This is a genomic window from Allocatenococcus thiocycli (assembly GCF_921292965.1).
GTDB lineage: Bacteria > Pseudomonadota > Gammaproteobacteria > Enterobacterales > Vibrionaceae > Vibrio > Vibrio natriegens.
In genome coordinates this window covers 376,824-398,767 of sequence record NZ_CAKLCK010000001.1, presented here as the reverse complement: position 1 = coordinate 398,767, position 21,944 = coordinate 376,824, and the positions used below count along the sequence as shown (strand labels likewise).

Below are 21,944 nucleotides of genomic sequence, written 5' to 3'. Positions count from 1 at the left end.
AAAGTACTTTATCTAATGCGAGCCAAAGCTCTAATGGACGCTGAAAAACCAACTGAACTAAGCTCATTCTTTCCATATGCCAAAAGCGCTGTTCCGCTAAGGTTTCGAACTTATTAAAGTCAATCGACTGACTGATATCGATCGCCTTTTTCTCTGCCGCCCACAAACAAAATGCCTCAAACCCTTCACTCAATTGTGATTTTCGGATACTAGGAACCGGTTGATATTCTTCAATGCCTAGCACCTGACGAGTGAGCAGATCAAAGCCAAGCCTGAAAATCATTTCTTGCTGACGATGACGGCGGACACGTTCCCCACCCGTCACCGTTTGTTGCAATGGAATACGAAGTTCTTGTTTCGACAGCACTAACGTAGAGTGTTGAGCAATCTCGGACAATGGTTGATACGTTTCGCCCTGAATAAGGTGATAACAGCACGGAGAAATCGTCATTGCCGAGACTCCTGCTTCACAGCCGTACTGAAGCAAACGAATATGTAAGTCACCACAAGCATGCAGCGCAACGGCATGTTGCGTAGGCTTAAAAACCGCTTTCGCTTTGGCATCAAATGCGTCGCCTTGAATAAACGTCATCTTCCATTGATGTTCATTAGCCGCCGACTGTCCCGAATCGCATAACGATTGTTGATATTCAAAGCTGGTAACAGGCTGATCCGTTTGTGTGGTAAGAATACGTCCAAGGTATCCTTTACCCGAGCACCACTCGAGCCATTCTTCACCATAATGGCTTTGGATTGCGGCTTCTCCCATGGCAACTATTTGCTCAAGTTTACGACCAGGAACACCGCTGTCTAAACCGCGGTCAAGCTCGAGACCTTTGAGTGGCACAGTTTCTAAGTGGGTATGCTCAGACAGTAATTTAAGTACTGGTAGGTAAGCGCTAATTTCAGCCAACGCTTCTTCAGGTTTTGCTTTTAAGCGTTCAATTTCAAGAGGAGACAGTGACGCTAACCACTGACAAAGATCGGGATACTGTTCTTGCCAAGGTAGTACTGGATGAATGCTGCTTTGGAATGGATCAAATCGCCACAACGATTGGTTGTCAATCAGACAGTCATTAATAAATTGGAATCGAGTTTTCATTAAGCCCCCACCATGCTAGCGGGGGCGGATTATATACCTAACCAACCCTTTCCGGAACACTCGGCTTTGGTATGGTCATGTAATTCATCGTTATCGGACTGGAAGGTCGATATCTTTAAACATCTCTTCAATTTCCACGTTTGACTTCAAAGAGATAGCTTGCTCTACCACTGGTCGAGTCAAGTGCGGCGCAAATCTTTCCATAAAATCAAACATATAAGAACGAAGGAACGTGCCGCGACGGAAGCCGATACTGGTGGTACTTGCCCCAAACAAATGACTCGCATCGATAGCAACTAAATCCGTGTCTTGCTTTTCATCAACAGCCATACTTGCAATCACACCAACACCAATACCCATTTTTACGTAGGTTTTGATCACATCCGCATCGGTTGCAGTAAATACCACGCGAGGAGTTAGGCCTTCACGGTTAAATGCCGTGTCGAGTTCAGAGCGGCCTGTGAAGCCAAATACGTAAGTCACCAGAGGATAAGCGGCAAGGTCATGGATGCTGATGTTGGCTTTCTTCGCCAGCGGGTGATCTTTCGGCACAACAATAGAGCGGTTCCAGTGATAACAAGGCAACATAATTGCGTCTTGATAAAGGTGCAGTGCCTCAGTCGCTATCGCAAAGTTCGCCGTGCCTTTGGCAATCGCTTCTGACATTTGCGAAGGAGTACCCTGATGCATGTGCAAAGAAACTTTCGGGTAACGCGTCGTAAAACCTTTAATGACATCGGGTAAAGCATAACGCGCTTGTGTATGCGTCGTCGTAATGTTCAGGGTTCCCATTTCAGGATGCGTATGCTCACCCGCTACCGCTTTAATACTTTCGACACGTCCAAGGATTTCTTGAGAAATTCGAACAATCTCTTCGCCCGCGCCAGTCACCTGAGTTAAGTGCTTACCACTTCGCTCGAAAATTTGGATGCCCAGTTCGTCTTCCAGTAACCTCACCTGCTTACTGATACCAGGCTGTGAGGTGTACAAACTTTCTGCGGTGGCAGACACGTTCAAATTATGGTTTACAACCTCAACAATATACTTCAGTTGTTGCAGTTTCATCGTAATCCCTTACTCGTTCCCGAGACACTAAAATCGAAAGCAAAAATCATCACTCTTTTGAGCGATATAATAATTAGTTATAACGCGACATCTGCCAAATGAACAGTAATTTCTAACATATATCTCAAACTCATACTAAAAAATTAGAAGCAAATTAATATGCGCATGATTGAATCGTTTAAATGCTGCTTTATAGATGCGAGCGAATCCATATAAATTAAAACGTGTGACGGGCTAAATAATCCGATAAATAGGGTGCCTTGCTTGTTGAGATTCATGTATTCTTTAGCGCTAGCCGTAGAAACTAAAAGCAGACGCAAAGATATGAATATTGGTTTAATAATCGCTTTGGTAGCCATCTTATTGGTCTTGATCCTAGGCTATAACATGATGTTGCAATACAAGGTCAAAGTCGAAACGGCAAGAAGACAGGAATCCGCTCGTTACGTTGCTTTAATTGACGGTACTGAAGAACTTATTGGTCACGCTCACCATATTCCTTTCAGCCATGATCTTCTGCTATGCCTGAACAATCGAATTCTTGACGCCTTAGAAGCGATGCAACAACTCGATCCAAAAAATAAACAGCTCTCCCAGCGGGTTGAAAATCTCAAGCAGCAAATTGTCCAGTTAAAATTAAACGAGCAAGCTGGTGACAGTACGACATTCAAAATGCCAAGCAGCGATAAACAAGCTATTGCGATGCTCAAACTGGTGAAACGCCTGAGAGACACGGTTCGTAACGAGCACAATAAAGGTCGATTAGATACTCAGACTTACGTTAGTGAGAACGCGCGCTTGGAAACGATCCAAATCCGCATCAATATCGAAAACGTAATAAAAAGAGCCAACGACTCTATTGCGCGTGGTCAACCAGGCACTGCACTTCAGCTTCTACGTAAAGGCATTGACGCGTTAAGCACCAAAAATGACGCCTATTCCATTCAGGCCAAACAAAAACTTGAAGAGATGCTGGGTGATTTAGATAAAAGACGGCAAGATAAAAACAACGCAGAAATTCAGCAACTGGCCGATAAAGAGCGTGACAATGATATGGAAGTGCTCTTCGGTGAGAAGAAAAAGTGGTAATATCTGCTTAGCTTTCCACTCATGGAAAAGGCTGCTCTGGCAGCCTTTTTTGTATCCAGGCTACCAGTGGATAAAATCAGAACGTAAAGTATTAAATTAACATGATAAATTTAGACGCCTATCAAGATCTTCTTGCTCCTATCAACCAGTTTCTACAGTGCAATACACCTGATGCGTGGGTTGAAGAAGCCAAGAAACCAGAAAATCTTCAAACCATTTTGTTAGACCACCTACTTTGCGAGCTCAAGGCAGGTCAGTCAGCCATGTTTTTGATCCGGAAATACGCCGTTGATCAAAACAGTTCACACGCGTTACTAGACTGGTTTAAACCCTATGAAGACTTCGCTTATCGCAATGTTGGCTCATTAGAAACATTGAAAGGCAAAAGTAATATTTCCAAATCAATCATGGCGAAATCAGACTCACCATATAGTCAGGATCTGATTGATAAGATGGTGCTTTTGATCAAAGAAGAGTTACACCACTTTTATCAAGTGCTCGAGATTATGGAAAGCCGTGGCATTGAATACCAGAACATCCCGGCAAGTCGCTATGCTAAAGGGCTGATCTCTCATATGAAAACCCACGAGCCAGAAACGTTGATCGATAAGCTGATCATTGGCGCATACATAGAAGCTCGCTCATGTGAGCGCTTTGCGAAACTGGCACCACATATGGAAGAAGATATCGCTAAGTTCTACATTTCTCTACTGCGTTCTGAGGCCCGTCATTACCAAGACTATTTGGTGCTGGCTGAACAAATCGCAGGGAAAGACATTAGTGAACGCATCGAATACTTTGGACGTGTCGAAGCAGATCTCATCTTAACGCCAGACGAAGATTTCAAATTCCACAGTGGCGTACCCGCTTAATCGTCGGATAAAAAATAGAATAAAGCCGGAGCATGCTTCTTTAAGGGGTCACTTCAAGTCCCGGCTTTTTATTAATTGAAAAAACTGAATAGAATTTCATCATTCTACTGTTCCTCTCCCCCTAGTTTGTGGCTTAATAGCTTAAACAATAATAACTTTTCTCAACGGGTACCCGAATGGACTCGGTTTTAAATCAGTTGCAATTTTCTCTATCGATTACAGGCCCTATCTGTTTGATGCTAGTGCTCGGGGTGGTCTTTAAACGAGTTGGCTTGATTGATAATAACTTTATCGATGTGGGGTCAAAGCTGGTCTTCAAGGTGACACTTCCAGCTATGCTATTCATCAGCATTGTGTCTTCAGAACATGACTTCGCTTCAGCCAGTAATTTCGTCAACTATGGCATCATCGCTAGTATTTCATTTTTTGTTTTTACCTACATTTCCGTCAAGTTGTTATTTCCGACCTCCCCTGATCAAGGAGTGCTGGTGCAAGGCGGATATCGTGCTAATACGGGCATCATAGGTCTTGCTTATGTGTCTAGTGCTTATGGTCCATCAGGCGTCGCGTTAGCCGCTCTTTATGTAGCTGTCACCACCTTTATCTATAACGTACAAGCGGTTATCTGCTTATCGCCCAAAGGAGCGACTTCTGTCTCTGAGGCCGCGAAATTGATGTTTCGCACGCTGACTAAAAACCCGTTGATTATATCCATCGTGCTCGGGATGCTTTTTTACATACTGTCGATCCCTGTGCCTAAAATCGCGATTGATGCAGGCAATTACTTGTCGAAGATGACATTACCACTTGCATTGTTATGCACGGGCGGATCGTTGAATTTGCGCTTAATGAGGCAAGAGAAAGGCCCATCATGGTTTGCCAGTAGTTACAAACTTCTGGTAGCGCCGGCAGTAATCACCATAGGTGCGTATTTGGTCGGATTCAGAGGTGTTGAGCTAGGCATTTTATTCTTTATGAACGCTTCACCGGTTGCGGCAGCAAGTTACGTCATGGCCCGTTCTATGGGCGCAAACTCTGTGCTGGCGGCCAACATTATTGCTATGACAACCGTCCTTTCCACACTAACTTGCACCCTAGGGATCATAATGTTGAATTCTCTGGATTTGATTTAACCATGAATTCAGCAGGTCCGAACTTACTTTGATTTGTGGGTTTCGCTAGCTATTGTCAGTCGTGATTGGCCAGCGTCACCTTCCTGATCAGACGAACGAACTCCGAGGTTTCCGACTCAGACAAGCAAGAGAAAAAATCTCGCTGCAAGTTAGTCATGATTTCATGAACCTTTTGCAACGTTTGCTGGCCGTCAGTGGTCAGACTTAGCATCTTGATTCGACGGTTTGATTCACATTTAGAAACCTGTACCAAACCACGCTTTTGCAAATTATCTACCATACGCTTCGCAACGCTACGTTCGCAGATTACGGCATTCGCTAACGCTTGCTGACTCATTGGCTGAAATTCTTCGATCGCCGCCAGCGCACTCGCCATCTCTAAGGTGATCAAACTTTGACGCGATAGTTCGGCCTGCGCACGATTTCGATACATACGTTGCATTACGCCACAAACAAACATCGGGCTTTTGTCTAAAACGGTAATTGGAGAAATCTTTTTATCTTTCATGGATGGCTATTTTTAACTAGAGCAGATAAACAAAGAGCGCCGAAGCGCTCTTATATTACAAAATTATCAGTAGTATAACTTAGTTCAAGCTATTAAGGTCTACTTTGAAGATTCAGATTCTTGAGCCAACGCTTGTTGTTCTTCTTCCTGCTCTTTTCTCGCTTTGCGGTCAAACAAACGTTCTACCACGACGAAGAAGATCGGAACAAAGAAGATCCCCAACAATGTTGCACTGATCATACCGCCAAGTACACCTGTACCTACTGCGTTCTGACCTGCTGAACCTACACCAGAACTAATAGCCAAAGGCACAACCCCAAGACCAAACGCCAGTGACGTCATGATGATCGGGCGTAGACGCACTCGAATTGCATGCAACGTGGCTTCAATAAGCCCCGCACCTTTCTCGTAGTACTCTTTAGCAAATTCAACAATCAGAATGGCGTTTTTGGTCGCCAGACCGACAGTGGTTAGTAGACTTACCTGGAAGAACACATCGTTATCCAAACCTCGTCCCATCACCGCAAGCACTGCACCAAGCACACCCAGAGGAACCACTAATACAACTGCGAACGGTACAGACCAACTTTCATAAAGTGCAGCCAATACAAGGAAAACAACCAGAATCGACAACGCGTATAGCATTGGAGCCTGGTTTCCGGATAGGCGCTCTTCATAAGAGATACCCGTCCACTTCACTTGAAAACCTTCAGGTAACTGTTTTACCAACGATTCAATCTCGGCCATTGCATCACCAGTACTAACGCCAGGCGCTGCGCCTCCCTGAATGTTCATCGCAGGCAGGCCATCAAAACGTTGTAACTGAGGAGAACCGTACGTCCATTCGCCATGAGCAAACGCAGAGAATGGCACCATGTCACCATTGGAGTTACGCACGTACCAAGAATCAAAGTCTTTAGGCTGCATGCGGAACTCGGCATCACTCTGTAGCATCACCTTTTTAACGCGGCCACGGTCAATGTAGTCGTTGATGTAAGCGCCACCCCATGCCGAAGACAGGATTTGGTTAACGTCATCAATGCTCACATTCAAAGCGCGTAGCTTCGCGTGGTCAACGTGCACTTGGTACATCGGTGCATCCGCCTGACCGTTAGGACGCACACCAACCAAGTTAGGGTTTTGTGCTGCCATACCAAGCAACTGACCTTGCGCTGCAACCAATGCATCGTGCCCTTGGTTTAACGAGTCCTGAAGATAGAAATCAAAACCGGTGGCGTTACCTAACTCTTGGATTGCTGGCGGTGCAAAGGCATAAACCATCGCCTCTTTGATGGTCGAGAAGTAACCCATCGCTCGACCCGTTAATGAAGCTGCGTCCATTCCCGGCTCTTTACGCTCTGACCAGTCCTTCAAGTTAATGAATGCCATACCCATATTTTGTCCCTGACCAGCGAAACTAAAGCCAGCCACGGTAAATATCGAGTTAACCGCATCTTTTTCTTCTTCAAGGAAGTACTCACGCATCTTATCGAGCGTTTTCTCGGTTTGTTCCTGCGTTGAGTTCGGTGGCAAAATCGACATAGAGAAGATAGTGCCTTGGTCTTCGTCAGGTAAGAAAGACGTCGACAGATTAGTAAAGAACCAACCTGCACCTGCTGACAACGCAACAAACAACAACATCATACGACCCGTGCGTTTTAGCAGTCTTGCTACGCCCGATTCGTATTTTGAAGTTAAAGAGTCAAACTTACGGTTAAACCAACCGAAGAAACCTTTTTTCTCAGACAGTTCTGCATCGCCTTTCTTCAGCAAGGTCGCACACAGCGCTGGCGTCAAGATGATCGCAACCAGTACAGAAAGCGTCATGGCTGCAACGATCGTTATCGAAAACTGACGATAAATAACCCCGGTAGAACCTGTCATAAACGCCATCGGTACAAATACCGCAGACAAGGTCAAACCGACACCAACCAAAGCGCCAGTGATCTGCCCCATCGATTTCTTGGTCGCTTCTTTAGGTTCGAGCCCATCTTCGTGCATCACACGTTCAACGTTCTCTACTACTACGATGGCATCATCCACCAGCAAGCCGATCGCCAGAACCATCGCAAACATGGTTAAAGTATTGACGCTAAAGCCCGTCGTATACAAAACCGCAAACGTACCAAGCAAAACAACCGGAACCGCGATGGTCGGAATAAGCGTCGCACGGAAGTTCTGCAAGAACAGGTACATGATCAAGAACACCAAAACAATCGCTTCCAGAAGCGTTTTCACTACTTCATGGATTGATGCTTCAACAAAAGGTGTGGTTTCAAATGGGTAAGCGATCTTTAAGCCAGCCGGAAAGTTTTCTTGCAACTGTGCCAAACGCTCTTTCACCGCGGCAGCCGTTTCCAGTGCGTTCGCTCCAGTGCCCAGAGAAAGACCCAAACCAGATGCTGGGAAGCCATTGTACTGACCCTTGATGTCGTAACTTTCCGCGCCACGTTCCACACGAGCAACGTCTTTCAAATACACATTTGCGCCGCTGGTGTCGGACTTCAGAATGATATTTTCAAACTCTTCAACACTGCTCAAGCGGCTTGCAGAAGAGATGGTTGCATTCAACAACTGCCCTTTTTGTGCTGGTGCTGCGCCAAGCTGACCTGACGAAACCTGAGCATTCTGCTCACTGATCGCGCCAGCGACATCAATCGCAGTCAGATTAAACTGGGTCAACTTAAACGGGTCTAACCAAACACGCATCGCATATTGCGCACCAAACGCCTGAACCTTACCAACACCTGATACACGGCTGATTGGATCTTCAATGTTCGATACCACATAGTCAGCGATGTCATTTTGTGTGTAGTCTGGATCTTCAGAATACAGTGCAACAACCAATAGGAAAGAGGTGTTCGATTTCTCGACAACAATACCCTGGCTTTGTACTTCACTCGGTAACGAGGTCAGCGCCAACTGTAGCTTGTTTTGTACTTGAACCTGAGCAATATCCGGATCGGCTTCGCTATCAAATGTTAGCGTAACTGTCGCATTACCAAACGCATCACTGCTTGATGAAAGGTAACGCAAGTAGTCAAGACCAGTCATGTTTTGTTCAATAACCTGCGTAACGGAATCTTCAACCGTTTTTGCAGACGCGCCCGGGTAGCGAGCAGAAATTGTGACCGTCGGCGGTGAAATGGTTGGATACTGCGACACTGGCAAGTTCATCAGGGACATGACCCCCGCCAGCATAGTCAGAATAGCCAGCACCCAAGCAAAGACCGGACGATCGATAAAGAATCGTGCCATGATTACTCCTGTTCACCGGTTTGAATGCTTACAGAACTCCCCGGACCTACCTTTTGCAGACCAGCCGTAATCACTTTGTCGCCCGCTTTCAGGCCGTTGATAATACGCCATTGGTTATCAACCACTTCAGCTGTCGAAACCGGAGTCGAGACAACTTCATTGTCTGCGTTAACAACCATCACGGTCGCTTGTCCCCTTGCATCACGAGTTACCGTGTTTTGGGGTACAAGGATAGCTTCAGGGTCAACACCCGTAATCACCGTGGCACGAACAAACATACCCGGTAGAAGCAGCCCATCTGGGTTAGGGAATTCCGCACGCAGCGTGACACTACCAGTGCTCTCATCAACATTCACTTCGACAAACTTCATTGTGCCTTTATGAGCATAGGTCGAGCCATCTTCTAGTTCTAAAGTCACTTCGGCTGACTCATCCTGCTGGATATGCCCTTCCGCCAGAGCAGATTTCAGACGCAGCAACTGAGCTGATGACTGCACGATGTCGATATTAATTGGATCAAGCTGTTGAATCGTCGCTAACGTGTCAGACTGGTTTGCGGTAACCAAAGCACCTGCCGTGACACTCGATTTACCGATAACACCACTGATAGGTGCCTTAACCTGAGTGTAAGACAAATTGATTTTCGCAGTATTGATGGCCGCTTTAGCGACTAATGCCTGAGCTTTTGCTTCTTTGTAAGCCGCTTCCGCCTCATCGAGATCTTGTTGACTGATTGATTTTTTCGAAATGAGGGCACGGTAACGCTTAACCGTTGCAAAAGTGGATTCTTCAGTCGCATTCGCGCGGATCAATTCTGCTTCAGCACTTAACAGAGCCGCTTGATAGGTTGAGTCGTCAATCTGATAAAGTGACTGACCTTGTTCGACAACACTACCTTCTACAAAGTTACGTTCCGAGACAATACCACTCACCTGTGGGCGGACTTCTGCTTCTTTAAACGCACGGCTGCGACCCGGCAGCTCTACGGTTAACATTTGACGAACTGGCTCAACAGTCATCACTTCGACTTCTGTTGCTGGAGCGGCACCACCGCTTTGCTTCGTTCCTTCTTGGCTTGGTTGGCATCCGGCCATAAACAGGCTTGACGCAATCAACAGCGATAGCGTGGTTTTACGTCTCATTAAACATCTCTCTTCTTACTTTCTCTAAAAACCATTTCAGGTGCCTAAATACACCTAAAAAATGTGGTTATAATTGTTGAAGTTACATTCAAAAATTACTTAGGATGATAATTACCCAGTGTTGTACATACAACAATATTTACGTTTCTATACGCTTGCAGAATACGTTTGTCTGAAAGGTGTGCTTAACATCTCAAAACTGATTATTTTGCGTTGGAAATCACATTTTTCTGTGTGCAATCATATTGCTCAAAAAGAAGACATATTGATGAAATGATCGCCAGGAGTTTGTGCAAAAATTTGATCCCAAGTCCACTTTTATTTCTTAAACGCCTAAGAAACAATTCGTAGATAACCAAAAGTAATGTTAGCTAATGCACTAAAAATGACCTGAATTTATGCATGCATTCTTATTTTTAGTACCCGAAACCGGGCCAGGATCAATCAACACAACACTTTCGTCGCTGGCAATGCTTATTCGCGGACCGCTTTATGAGTTAAACGCAGATGCATAATCCCCACTAACAAGCCCCACAATGTCGCGCTCACACCAAGAAAACTGATTCCGGACAGAGTGATAAGAAACGTAAACAGTGCAGACTCTCTGTATCCTTCGTCATGAAAAGCCGATTGCAAACACATCATTAACGTCCCTAATAAGGCAAAACCCGCTAAGATTTTTGTTACTTCGTCAGGGAGTGATAAAAAGATCGCCACAACCGTCGTCGCGAACACACCAGCTATCAGATAAAACACCCCGGCCCATATCACTGCGCGGTAGCGTTGTGTTTTGTCTGAGTCTACTTCTGGTGTCATACAAATTGCTGCTGAAATTGCGGCAAGGTTGACACTAAAGCCACCAAATGGCGCTGACAAAATATTGGTGATTCCCGTGCCCATTAAAATGGGTTTCACTGGTGTGTCATATTGGTAACTTTTCATCATCGCAATACCAGGCAAATTCTGAGAAAGCATCGTAATGATATAAAGCGGGATCGATAAGTTCAGTATCGCACCGAGATCCAAAGCCGGAGTGACCCACATAGGCTGAGCAATGGAGAGTTCCTCGATGTTAAGCGTGGCGTCTTCCACCGCAACTGCGCAAACAACACCCAGAATAAGAAGTACGAGCATTGCGTACCTTGGAATCGTATTCTTGGCTAACAAAAAGCCAGCAAACATAATTAAAAATGTGATTGGTGCGCTGCTCACTGCTTGAAAACTCCCTAAGCAGAACGGCAACAAAATAGCACCAAGCATCGCAGTGCCGAGTTGTGGCGGAATGCGCTCAAGTGCTCGACTTAACGGTGAAATGAGCCCCGTCAACAAGATCAGAACGCCAGAAACAACAAAAGAACCGATGACAACTGGCAATTCATACTGCTGTGAAGCAATGACCAACATCGCAGCTCCGGGTGTCGACCACGCGGTCAGTATCGGCGTTTTATAAAACCATGAATAGGCGATGGAGGTTAACCCCATTGTGACGCCCAAGGCCAACAACCAGCTTTCTATTTGACTGGGTGTCGCACCGGCAGAGGTTGCCGCCTGAATGATAATCACCACCGAGCTGGTGTAGCCCACTAACACGGCAGTAAACCCTGCTGACAAGTGACTTAAATTGAACAGCTTTTTCATCCTTCGTTCTTCCCTGCTTTATGGTAAAATTTTTGTGCGCTATAACATACAAACAAAAAGATAACATTGTGCGCAATAACGCACAACAAGGTATTTAGTTATGAATGAATCAGCATTTAAATCCGAGATTGCTCACCACCTGAAGTCTGAAAGGAAAAAAAGAGGATTGAGTCTGGATGCGACCTCTAAACTGACTGGGGTTTCGAAAGCGATGTTAGGTCAGATCGAGCGAGAAGAATCAAGTCCGACGATTTCGACGCTGTGGAAAATAGCCAGTGGTCTGGACACATCTTTCTCGGCGTTTTTTGCCAATGACCCAGAGCTACGCTCTGCAGACCAGGCCTTCCCCGACGACTCAAAGATGAAAGTGAATACGCTATTTCCTTACAAAGTAGATTCAGGTTTGGAAATGTTCGAAATCACGCTGACTGATCATCATCGCCAAATGTCCTCTCCGCATGGAGTTGGTGTCATCGAACATATTCATGTGTTGAAAGGTGAAATGAATGTGTTCTTCAATGATGAATGGCATCACTTGGCTACGGGAGAGAGTATCCGCTTTTTCAGTGATCAACCACATGGCTACGAAGCTGCCACAGAAACAACCACATTCCAGAACATCGTTTGTTATCCGAGATGACCATCCCTGCGATTGTTGATTGGAACGAACCTCCCATTCGGGCACTTAAAGGACCTCAGAAAGTGTATAAGTCTCAGACTAAAGACTACATTTTATATGCCGATGCCCCACACAGAACATTCAGCAGTCGTGTTCTGGCAACGAATAGTTGGGCTTTATTTCTTCCTGTGTTTAGCCAGAGTGGTAATGCTCTGGCTTCTTTTTACCTGAAGTAAAATGACTGGAGCATTCCCTTCATCAACTAGCTCGCTCTCTTTACCCACTCTAAGGTGTTGTCTAAGTTGATGGAATCGAGACTGATGCACTGTGTCTGACTCATGGATGACTGACAAAGTGATGTGAGTACGGCACCCGGAGCGCATTCCATTGCCAATTTTACGCCACGTTGTCCCATCATCGACAACGTATCCCAGAGGTTCACCGTCTGGCACATATTGAACGCTAAGTCGCGACGTATGCTTTCTGCGTCATGCAGTACCCGAGCTCGGTTGGCGCTGACGTAAATACTCTTAGCGCGGTTAATCGGCACCTTTTGCATTTCGGCATGCAGAATTTCCGCCTGAGACGCGAGTAACTCACAGTGCGAAGGCACCCAAACGTTAAGGCGTCGGGCGCTATGTGCCTGTGCTTTTATTGCCTGTTCACAGATCCGGTCGAGGTCGTCGAGCTTGCCTGATACGATGGTTTTATTCTCTGAATTAACGTTGGCCACATAGACACACAGCCCCTGTTCTTGCGAGCGGAGTACCAGATCGCTCACCTGATTCTGTGAAAGCCCAATTATCGCCGCCATGCCATAACCGCTCGGATAGGCCTGAGCCATCAGTTCGCCTCTCAAAGAAACAATATTAAGCCCTTGTTGCAAATCTAAAATGCCACTGCAAATTGCGGCAGTAAACGCTCCAATTGACAGTCCCATCATATAGTTTGGCTGCACACCATGGGCTTTCAGGTAGCGATACTGAACATACCCAGAAATGGTAAGAGCTAACTGTACATCCTTATTTGAGCTGTTCTCATCAAGGCTATCAAAATTAGTTGGGGAGTACCCCAATGCCTCTTCCACCTGTTGCAGGGCCAATTCGACCTCAGCGTGACAAGGTAACTCAGATATCATGTTGGGGCGTTGTGTTCCCTGTCCGGGAAAGGTCATTAGAATACTCATGATTAAGGCTTCTCTGATCGAAGGGTATGCCCAGCAGCAAAACCTAAACCGGGCAAAATAGAGCAAATTTAAGAATTAGGATATCCAAGGGTTATCGGTCAGTAGCGGGCCCTCGTCCGTTTTGATCAGAACGCTGGACTGTCCTCGACCTGCGACCCACTCTCTCAAAGCGACTGCCCCGAAAGGCGTTTCTATTTGCGTATCGACCCTGCACGCTAATTTGTCTAGCTGATCGCTTAAAGAAGTTAGCGTTTCTAATGGCACCGGCTCTGATAAGTAAACGGTCATGTCGATATCACTATCCTGATGCGCGCATGGCATTCCCGTCGCCAACTCGTAACCTAAACTGCCTGTGACGCCCCACTCAATTCCATACGCCTGACATATTGAATCCACATCAGTGAGCGTTTGAAAAGCTACTAACTCACTCGACTGCCAGTACGCCCGTGCATGCTCTGACTGAACAAGCTCTCTAGGCGAAACTGACTTGACGACCGATGATTTACACGCCCATGCTGCCAAACGTTCACTGCGGTTTTTACCTCTCACGCCGACGGGAATTAGGGTTTGTCGGCTAGCTCGGCGGACAACAACTGGCAGAGACTGATTATGGCTCGCGTACCAGCTGGGCGATTCATTTCCTTCCAGGGTTATTTCATCGACCCACAGTAAATCATGTGCGCTAAAAGACATCATCAGCCTCCTCATTACCCTAATACACCCAGGCTTGTTGCATCTGCTCTCGAATATGACGGGTTGCTAGTCTGTTCTCCCCTTTCAGGCGATGAGACCAGCCATTGCCGTTTACTTGGATATCTTCCAATGCCGCAGAAAAGAGAGAGCGAATATGGTCAATATCCTGATTAGAAGGCTGCTGTGCACTCTCTACCGAGACCAACTTCCACAATAATCCCAATGTATTGTAATTGTTGATATCGTACGCCATCGGCGGATGTTCAGCAGCGAGTGATTCTAGCTGTTCAACGGTTCTTAGCGTCACCTTCGCCGCCGAGGCTTTACCCATCGCATGCACACTGCACTGCTCATCATCCAAAGCAATCAATCGAGACGCCTGATAACCATGAGCAAGAAAGCCACCTGACATCGCTTTGCCCACAATCAAACCTAACACCGGGTGACCCGCCTTACGAGCCTGAGCGTATGCATTAGCCGCTGCTGCTAATGACAAATGAATGCCATAAGCCTCTTCGCGGCGACCGTAGGCCTGAGAAGGTACATCAATAACCGCGACAATGATCGACTTTGAATGGCTGTCTTGATCACGTTCAACCACCTGACGCACAGCCTTCGCAACATTCCATCCTTCCAGTAGCCCGACTTCACCATTTCTCGCTCGTGGGAATGGATTATTGAGGTCTTGAGTCACGTTTATATAACGAACCGGAAGGCCATTAAACTGATCATCAACGACTTGTACCGATGGAGAAAAACCAGTGACTACCTGACCATTCTCGGCCAGAGCTTTTATCCAAATATCACCTCGTTTATTCATCAGCCTCTCCTCCTGCTAAATCTGAACATACCTGTGTAGGCGTCGCTTGAACCGATGTATCTACCTGATTCAATATCGATAAATAGTGGTCAATTTGTTCACTACGGGTTGTTGGTGGCTTGCCAGATTGAAGCGTCTCAACAAGCTGTTGTTTAATCGCGTTTGCATCATCTTCAACTAAATGATCGACCAGATTACTTCGATATCTCTGCTCACCACCGGTGATGCCCCAGATAAAAGGTCGATCGGAAGAGTCGTATTCCGCGATCCCCGCTTCCTGCTCAATCACCGCCGGGCCATTCAAACCAAGTCGCGCTTCACGGGTGACGATAAGCTTGCTGCAAAGTCCCGCCGCTATCGACATTCCACCAAAACAACCTACAGCTCCGGCCACAATCCCCACCACAGGGACATAATCATTAAGCCCGATAATGGCTGAGTGGATGTCGGCAATGGCAGCCAAACCAAGGTTGGCTTCCTGTAATCGGACACCTCCAGTTTCAAGTACAATGACCACTTGAGTTTTTACACCGCGTTGATTGTCTTGCAGGGCGAGATCAAGAGCGGCTGCCATTTTTGCACCAGAAACTTCACCAATCGCGCCGCCCTGAAACCCACCTTCTATTCCGAGAACAACAGCAAGCTGGCCATGAATTTTTCCTAGCATCACAACCGCACCATCATCACTTTGTGAAACGATGCCTTGCTTAGGTAACCATGGGGACGTTAACTGTGCTTCACAGCCCAAAAGCTCCGTAACTGAACCTTCATCGAACAGGAACTGGCAGCGCTGACGTACTGGCATTTCGACAAAAGAGCGACCCATTTCCGAGCTATCGAACGAAGGATTCGTTTGTTCCTCAAGCTGCTCGAGTGCCTGAGCCAGCCTGAGGTTAATCACGCCGGGAGTCGCGCCAAAGTCATTAATGGTGACCGTCATCGCTTCGTTCACCTCATCAAACGCACGCGATAAAATCACTTGCCAAACTTCATGACGATGGTTAATTGAAGTCGAAATATTCACGTCGATTTGGGGGCTTGAGTTTGGTTGTAGCAAAACTTCTAAGTCACCAGACCCAACATTACCCACCCGCACGTTTTTGGAAACCGAGTGCTGACCTGGATAAGTAAATTGCAGTTGTTCCATTGCTAATAATCTCCTTTATAAATCAATGAACTGAATCATTGATCAACCAAAATGATGCTACGATTTGCTATCGCATCGACAAAGAGTGTCGCCGCTAACAGATCAGCTGCGCCTCCCGGAGAAGCATTGATAGCAACCATGTCTCTGTTCAATTCGATGAGCTTGCTAAAGCCTGACTCCGTCGCCACTCCACCAACACGAATGATATCATTCGCGCCTTGTTGCATCAGTGTTAACCCCTTCATTCCAGATCTGGATAGCACGCACGTATCGGTCAGTTCTGCCATCAGGGCTACTAACGCATTCAACTGCGCATGAGGTTCAGAGTCACCATTCTGCCGACTGGTGATAAGAGCCGGAAACGCGATGTCTAAAATGGCAGGAAACCCATTCTGAGCCTGCTCTCGAGCGCCATTGACTTGATATTGGCGTGTCGCTTTAAGCCCTTTACTCCACGTCTGTTTGACGAATTTATCCGGCAAACAAGCGATGCGCCCGGCGACCACACACAGATCATTTGACGTCGCGTTTTCACCCAGCATCCCTGCGGAGGTAGCCAGTAAACCCAGCGCCCAAATCGCCCCACGATGCGTGTTCACATTGTTGGTCACCGTCATCATTTGTGACTCGGCATCTCGGCCAATGCGACCAATTTTCTCTCGGAGAGCAAGCAAAGAATCCATCGATTGATTCGAATAATACTGTTGCCCTTCTGTCGCCATTTGCGCGAAGTAAGGCGCAAGACAGTTGGCCGAACGCACCATCAATTCAACAGTCAAGTCACTGTGTGACCCAGTATTCCACTGATCAACCAAGCCAGGTTTTGGCGATAACATAACTTCCGCGACCAACGCATCACGCGCTAATAAACCTATCTGATTTGCCAACGGAGAAATCGTTGTGTATTCCTCCCAATTTGGGCGGACTTTCTGAGCAATATGCGACATTAACGTTCCCTCTACCTCACTGCTTACTTACACGCTTGCGAATACTGCTGAGCGGTTAATAAACAAGTGCTGTTCTATAAACCCATCAGCCTACCAACTTCGGAATTTCGCAGGCGGCTCGTACAAACCTTCAGACCACTTAACCAGCTCGTTCATATTTTTCGCGGCTAACAAGTCACGAGTCGCTTCAGAGCGTTTGATACCCAGATCCTGAGGTGTGGCGACCTTGCCTTCTGCTCTGAGTTTATCTATCTGATCCTTAGTGATTGTCTGGCCTAGATGAGTAACGCCAGCCACCGCTGCAATCATCTGTTTGCGCTCTTCCAGATCTCGCGCCATGTACAGGTAAGCAATGCCTTCTTCGGTCAATACGTGGGTCACGTCATCGCCATAAATCATAACCGGTGCGATTGGCATATTGCTGTGCTGGCCAACATCAACCGCATCAAGCTTATCGACGAAGGTTGGCTTTTCCCCGCTTTGGAATGTTTCGACCATCTGAACCACCAGCTTTTTACCTTTGAGGATGTCTTGGTCGTGATCGGTGATGAGATCCATCCAGGCATCACTCGCGTGTCGACGTCCACGCGGATCGTGCCCCATGTTTGGCGCACCACCAAAGCCTGACAACCGACCATGCGTCACAGTTGACGAGTTACCTTCTGCATCCATTTGCAACGTAGCGCCTATAAACATATCCGCTGCGAACTGGCCAGCCATCTGACACATGGTTCGGTTTGAACGCATCGAGCCATCGGATCCGGTAAAGAACACATCTGGTCGATGACGGGCGTACTCTTCCATGCCCAATTCGCCACCAAACGAGTGCACGCTTTCAACCCAGCCTGATTCGATCGCTGGTATCAATGTAGGATGCGGGTTTAATGTCCAGTGCTGACAGATCTTGCCTTTCAGTCCCAGTTTTTCGCCGTAGGTTGGAAGAAGTAATTCGATCGCGGCGGTATTAAAGCCAATACCGTGATTGAGGGTTTGCACTTTATGCTTGGCATAAATCCCTTTGATTGCCATCATCGCCATTAAAATGTGGGTGTCTTTGATCAATCGGGGGTCTCGAGTGAACAGCGGTTCGATAAAGAAATCTTTGTCAGCTTCAACCACAAAGTCGACCCAATCGCCAGGAATATCAACACGTGGTAAGTCATCGACCGTGTCCACAATCTTGTTAACTTGAGCGATAACGATGCCGTCTTTAAAAGCAGGCGCTTCCACCAGAGCAGGTGTGTCTTCCGTTGATGGACCTGTATATAAATTGCCTTTTTTGTCCGCTGTGTAGCCAGCCACTAGGGCAACATTGGGAATTAAATCGCAGTACAAACGCGAGTAGAGTTCGATGTAGGTATGGACAGCGCCAACTTCTAGTATTCCGTCAGCGAGCATTTGAGAAATACGTACGCTCTGTTTTCCTGCAAAAGCGAAATCCAGCTTTTTGGCTATCCCCATTTCGAAAATATTCATATGCTCAGGCAAGCTCACACTCGGCATGATCATATGCAGATTATTCACCGTTTGGGGATTTACTTTTTCTAGACTGCGCGCCAAGAAGTCAGCCTGTTTTTGGTTATTGCCTTCGAGGATAACGCGATCACCGGATTGGATAATTTTTTCCATCACTTCAACAATATTTTCGGTTGGAATAACCTTCCCTTCCGTTATTGAATGAACCGATTTAATTCGCTGCTGTTTTAAGGTGCGCTTAATATCCCACTTCTTCTTTTCCGTCATAAAAGTGCCTCACGATCTATTTCAATCACGCTGTTATTTTTTAATTTGAAAAATAACCCGCTATTCCATGGCATTGTTTTCTGTGAACTAATGTCAGTGACAACGCTCTGAATCTATCCATAGATTCAAACTACTCGCGAATGAGACCACATTCAATTAACTGACTAGCAACACTATTAACCCCAAGTTAACAGTGGTATGGTGATGATATGATTGGAAGGGATTCAAACGAACATGATTAATGATGGCGTTACATTAAAGAAAATCATGATTTTTCATGAGTTTATGAAAAATAGCAGTATGAAAGAGGCTGCAGAAAATTTAGATATCAGTGTAGTGAGCGTACATAAGGCACTACATTCTCTGGAAGAAGCCATTGAGTGCCCACTTTTCGAGACTCAAGGCCGTTCCCTCCGCCCGCTGAAAAGTGCGGAAACCTTTTATACCTACTCAGAAAAACTACTGACTGAGCTGAACTCCGCCATCAAAGAAGCGAAAGATCAGTTGGGGATTCAATCCGATAAACTGGCACTTGGCAGCTTATACTCGTTAACTTACGACCTGGTTCCAACTGTTGTCTCTGGGCTGCAAAATCGAAGGCCCGAGCTTCAAGTTTCCATCACCCAAGGCTCGAATCAAACCCTGTTACAACGCTTAGACAAAATGGAAATAGACGTTGCACTGATTGCTCAACCACACCCCTCCACGACCAGCACCTATACCGTGATGCCGATCTATCAAGATCATATGGTGATTGCGATATCTAATGCTTCACCGCTCGCAAAGAAGTCTAAGATCGCACTGGAAGAATTAACCAACGAAAAACTCATCACCCTTTCGCCTGGTTTTGCAACCTATGAGCACTGTATGGCATGTTTCCAAAGGGACAACATTAAGCCTATCATTGGGATGCAGGTGGAAGATATTTTTACCCTAATGAACATGATTCAATCTGGCGTGGGCTACTCAATCGTACCTGCCCGATTAAAAGAGCGATATCAGCCGCATGTCGCGTTTGTTGATATCGATACCCTTCATCCTGAACCCGAACCTCAAACTGTCTCTCTGGTTTGTTTGAAAACCAAAGAACGTGAAATCGGCATTTTAAGTTGTATCGCTGAATGCCGCTTATATGCGCTCAAACATAAACGGTAGAGTCGGAAAGCTACCATGAGAAAAAACCAAACATTGAGGCTGAGGTTTTAAAAAAGCGTGTCAGCCGGATTGGAGAAAGCGATGTTGCTATCAGAAAGAGACGTCCCCTCCACTAACAGATATGCCGTTTGTATTGAATAAACTCAGTGGCTATTTATCTTAAAAACCCTTAAACAACTCTGTACGATGATAACCGAGGTACGACTTGTGCTCTGGACTAACATGAAAAGACATATCCTCTCTAAGTCCAATGACTGATGGATCTTCTAATTGACTGGAGATCATCACTTTTCCATTATCGTCAAAAGACATAAAACCAATATCAAATGCTTTATCTAAATTAGCCAGCAATAACAGCCCATTAAACTTATCTAGACGCTCTTCATTATTTGAATCACGCCAAGGTTTTATATGAGAGGCCAACAACATTTGCGTATTTCTATATCCCGTAACCGCGCACCCACGCCACATTTGAATAAGATTCGACCGAAATTGCCCTTGTCCCATCCTCGTATTTACTAGGATCGTTTTTTCTGTTTCCGATAATTTCTTATCCGACATAACTTGCTTGATATCTGCATTCACATCGACTTGAGATAAATCCGCTAGAAATTTGTGCTAATGAGAAAGCGCTGCGCTGTACATCCCTTTCCCTTTAGAGTCACGAACTTGAAAAATCTCGGATTTTCTTACCTTTTCTTCATATTCAAGGAACCGTCGATAAGAGTTAATGCTTGCGAGTGGTCGATCAATTTCTCCTACATCTATCAACCAGTTAGAAATTGATCCACGAATAGCACCAATGTAATTGACCGCGGTTTTCTCCGACTTACCAATATCTACTAGCCACTGCTGAAAGAGCGTTGCTAAATCTGAAAGGTTTGACACCAGCGCTTGTTTGAGTTCGTTAGAAACAATATAGCTTTTCATGTAAATAAAGAGCTCTTCATCAATAGAAGCATAAGCTACTGCTTTTGATGAGTAACGGTTTGTAGTCGTTTCGTCATATCCTTCATTGTAAGAAAGGTGCCAAAAACCTTCACTTCTCAAATGAAAATAGGGATTTTCCGGAGTATCTTTATCCTTGTCTTGTGCAAAGGTGTTGAAGTGACGTGTAAACTGATCTTTAAGTACCTGATTGAATTTAATCTGGTTAGAAACAATATGCCCCGCTTGAATGAGATCCATCACGGCTAGCAACATACACACTTTATGCGGACTCTTTTTACCACCAGCACTGTTCATTTTTAAATTCTGGAAGCGTTCCAAATAATACTCAAGTGCCATTGTTTACCTTCCAACGTTATTAGCTTTGCCGTTTTCTAGAATAACGGTTTGCCACGTAACCGCGGCTCTCATTAAAGCGTCCTCACCGTCGACAATATGACAAACAGAGAGCCCTAGGTTTCTACCTATCTTTTCAATTTCATCGACTGATACGCCATAAGTCTCACGTCCATCACTAAAAGATCCATGACGTAACGTAATCACCAATTTTCCTTTATCAGTTAGAAGAAGCGATAAAGGCTTCATAGATTCAACTTTCTGAGCAGTAGTTAAATGCATCCAAACTGCAGATAACAAAATAAGGTCGTACTGGTGCGGCAATTCACAAACACTTGCCAAATCAGGCAGTGAATCCTCTATCCATAAAATATGCTCCGAGTAGTTTGAGATGGCTAATTGACGAAGAGCGCTGGCAGGCTCAGCAGCAACCACAAAGCAGCCTTGCTTAGAAAACCACTGAGCGTCTCGCCCAGAACCAGCACCAACATCGAGAACATTCGCGCCTTTTTCTGGCCAATACTGTTTCCATGAATTGTGCAC

The 21,944-nt window shown here is 45.9% G+C and carries 18 protein-coding genes and 1 pseudogene; 5 read left to right on the top strand and 14 right to left on the bottom strand.

Annotated features, from left to right (window positions below; all coding sequences use genetic code 11):
• Together L9Q40_RS01810 and cysB are read right to left on the bottom strand one after the other, a co-directional pair.
• A partial coding sequence (locus tag L9Q40_RS01810) for a methyltransferase (protein ID WP_498791768.1) occupies positions 1-1,102 on the bottom strand: 1,102 nt, incomplete at its 3' end.
• A 90-nt stretch (positions 1,103-1,192) separates the two neighbouring features.
• The gene (cysB, locus tag L9Q40_RS01805) at positions 1,193-2,167 is read right to left on the bottom strand and encodes an HTH-type transcriptional regulator CysB (protein ID WP_014231455.1); all 975 of its coding nucleotides are present in this window, start codon (positions 2,165-2,167) and stop codon (positions 1,193-1,195) included.
• Positions 2,168-2,491: 324 nt separating this feature from the next.
• On the opposite strand from cysB, the gene L9Q40_RS01800 reads away from it, so the two are divergent.
• From L9Q40_RS01800 to L9Q40_RS01790, 3 genes are all read left to right on the top strand, one after another.
• On the top strand, positions 2,492-3,256 hold the full coding sequence (locus L9Q40_RS01800) for a hypothetical protein (RefSeq protein WP_014231454.1): 765 nt from the start codon (positions 2,492-2,494) through the stop codon (positions 3,254-3,256).
• A gap of 101 nt (positions 3,257-3,357) precedes the next feature.
• On the top strand, positions 3,358-4,128 hold the full coding sequence (gene miaE / locus L9Q40_RS01795; protein WP_065296634.1) for a tRNA isopentenyl-2-thiomethyl-A-37 hydroxylase MiaE: 771 nt from the start codon (positions 3,358-3,360) through the stop codon (positions 4,126-4,128).
• A 176-nt stretch (positions 4,129-4,304) separates the two neighbouring features.
• A complete protein-coding gene (locus tag L9Q40_RS01790; protein ID WP_498791767.1) occupies positions 4,305-5,261 on the top strand; it encodes an AEC family transporter in 957 nt (318 codons plus the stop codon).
• Between the two features lie 55 nt (positions 5,262-5,316).
• On the opposite strand, the gene L9Q40_RS01785 is transcribed toward L9Q40_RS01790, so the two are convergent.
• The 4 genes from L9Q40_RS01785 to L9Q40_RS01770 all read right to left on the bottom strand — a co-directional run bounded on the left by L9Q40_RS01785 (position 5,317) and on the right by L9Q40_RS01770 (position 11,807).
• Positions 5,317-5,769, bottom strand: a complete 453-nt coding sequence (locus L9Q40_RS01785; RefSeq protein ID WP_014231451.1) for a MarR family winged helix-turn-helix transcriptional regulator — start codon at positions 5,767-5,769, stop codon at positions 5,317-5,319.
• A gap of 99 nt (positions 5,770-5,868) precedes the next feature.
• A complete protein-coding gene (locus L9Q40_RS01780) occupies positions 5,869-9,027 on the bottom strand; it encodes an efflux RND transporter permease subunit (protein WP_014231450.1) in 3,159 nt (1,052 codons plus the stop codon).
• A gap of 2 nt (positions 9,028-9,029) precedes the next feature.
• Positions 9,030-10,169, bottom strand: coding sequence for an efflux RND transporter periplasmic adaptor subunit (locus L9Q40_RS01775; protein ID WP_498791766.1), 1,140 nt, complete (start codon positions 10,167-10,169; stop codon positions 9,030-9,032).
• A 474-nt stretch (positions 10,170-10,643) separates the two neighbouring features.
• Complete coding sequence (locus tag L9Q40_RS01770) at positions 10,644-11,807, bottom strand: benzoate/H(+) symporter BenE family transporter (RefSeq protein ID WP_498791765.1); 1,164 nt, start codon at positions 11,805-11,807, stop codon at positions 10,644-10,646.
• A gap of 100 nt (positions 11,808-11,907) precedes the next feature.
• Here L9Q40_RS01770 and L9Q40_RS01765 point away from each other — a divergent pair, with 100 nt between their 5' ends.
• Positions 11,908-12,447 (top strand): helix-turn-helix domain-containing protein, encoded by a 540-nt coding sequence (locus tag L9Q40_RS01765; RefSeq protein WP_498791764.1) that lies wholly within the window; start codon positions 11,908-11,910, stop codon positions 12,445-12,447.
• Positions 12,448-12,688: 241 nt separating this feature from the next.
• Here the strand turns inward: L9Q40_RS01765 and L9Q40_RS01760 are convergent, their stop codons facing one another.
• The 6 genes from L9Q40_RS01760 to mdcA form a co-directional block, all read right to left on the bottom strand.
• Positions 12,689-13,612, bottom strand: coding sequence for an ACP S-malonyltransferase (locus L9Q40_RS01760; RefSeq protein ID WP_498791763.1), 924 nt, complete (start codon positions 13,610-13,612; stop codon positions 12,689-12,691).
• A 75-nt stretch (positions 13,613-13,687) separates the two neighbouring features.
• Positions 13,688-14,305, bottom strand: coding sequence for a malonate decarboxylase holo-ACP synthase (locus tag L9Q40_RS01755; RefSeq protein WP_498791762.1), 618 nt, complete (start codon positions 14,303-14,305; stop codon positions 13,688-13,690).
• A 19-nt stretch (positions 14,306-14,324) separates the two neighbouring features.
• Positions 14,325-15,125 carry a biotin-independent malonate decarboxylase subunit gamma gene (mdcE, locus tag L9Q40_RS01750; RefSeq protein WP_498791761.1) on the bottom strand — a complete coding sequence of 267 codons (801 nt, stop codon included), beginning with the start codon at positions 15,123-15,125 and terminating at the stop codon, positions 14,325-14,327.
• Positions 15,118-16,272: a biotin-independent malonate decarboxylase subunit beta gene (locus L9Q40_RS01745; RefSeq protein WP_498791760.1), complete on the bottom strand. Its 1,155-nt coding sequence runs from the start codon at positions 16,270-16,272 to the stop codon at positions 15,118-15,120. The genes mdcE and L9Q40_RS01745 overlap by 8 nt, the downstream gene beginning before the upstream one ends.
• 35 nt (positions 16,273-16,307) lie before the next feature.
• Positions 16,308-17,219, bottom strand: a complete 912-nt coding sequence (locus L9Q40_RS01740) for a triphosphoribosyl-dephospho-CoA synthase (RefSeq protein ID WP_498791759.1) — start codon at positions 17,217-17,219, stop codon at positions 16,308-16,310.
• 90 nt (positions 17,220-17,309) lie between these two features.
• Entirely contained in the window at positions 17,310-18,962 is a 1,653-nt protein-coding gene (gene mdcA / locus L9Q40_RS01735; protein ID WP_239949036.1) for a malonate decarboxylase subunit alpha, read from the bottom strand.
• A gap of 234 nt (positions 18,963-19,196) precedes the next feature.
• On the opposite strand from mdcA, the gene L9Q40_RS01730 reads away from it, so the two are divergent.
• Positions 19,197-20,117, top strand: a complete 921-nt coding sequence (locus L9Q40_RS01730; RefSeq protein WP_498791758.1) for a LysR family transcriptional regulator — start codon at positions 19,197-19,199, stop codon at positions 20,115-20,117.
• Between the two features lie 159 nt (positions 20,118-20,276).
• Here the strand turns inward: L9Q40_RS01730 and L9Q40_RS01725 are convergent.
• Positions 20,277-21,404, bottom strand: a pseudogene (locus tag L9Q40_RS01725) (HNH endonuclease).
• A 3-nt stretch (positions 21,405-21,407) separates the two neighbouring features.
• Positions 21,408-21,944: a class I SAM-dependent methyltransferase gene (locus tag L9Q40_RS01720; protein WP_498791757.1), complete on the bottom strand. Its 537-nt coding sequence runs from the start codon at positions 21,942-21,944 to the stop codon at positions 21,408-21,410.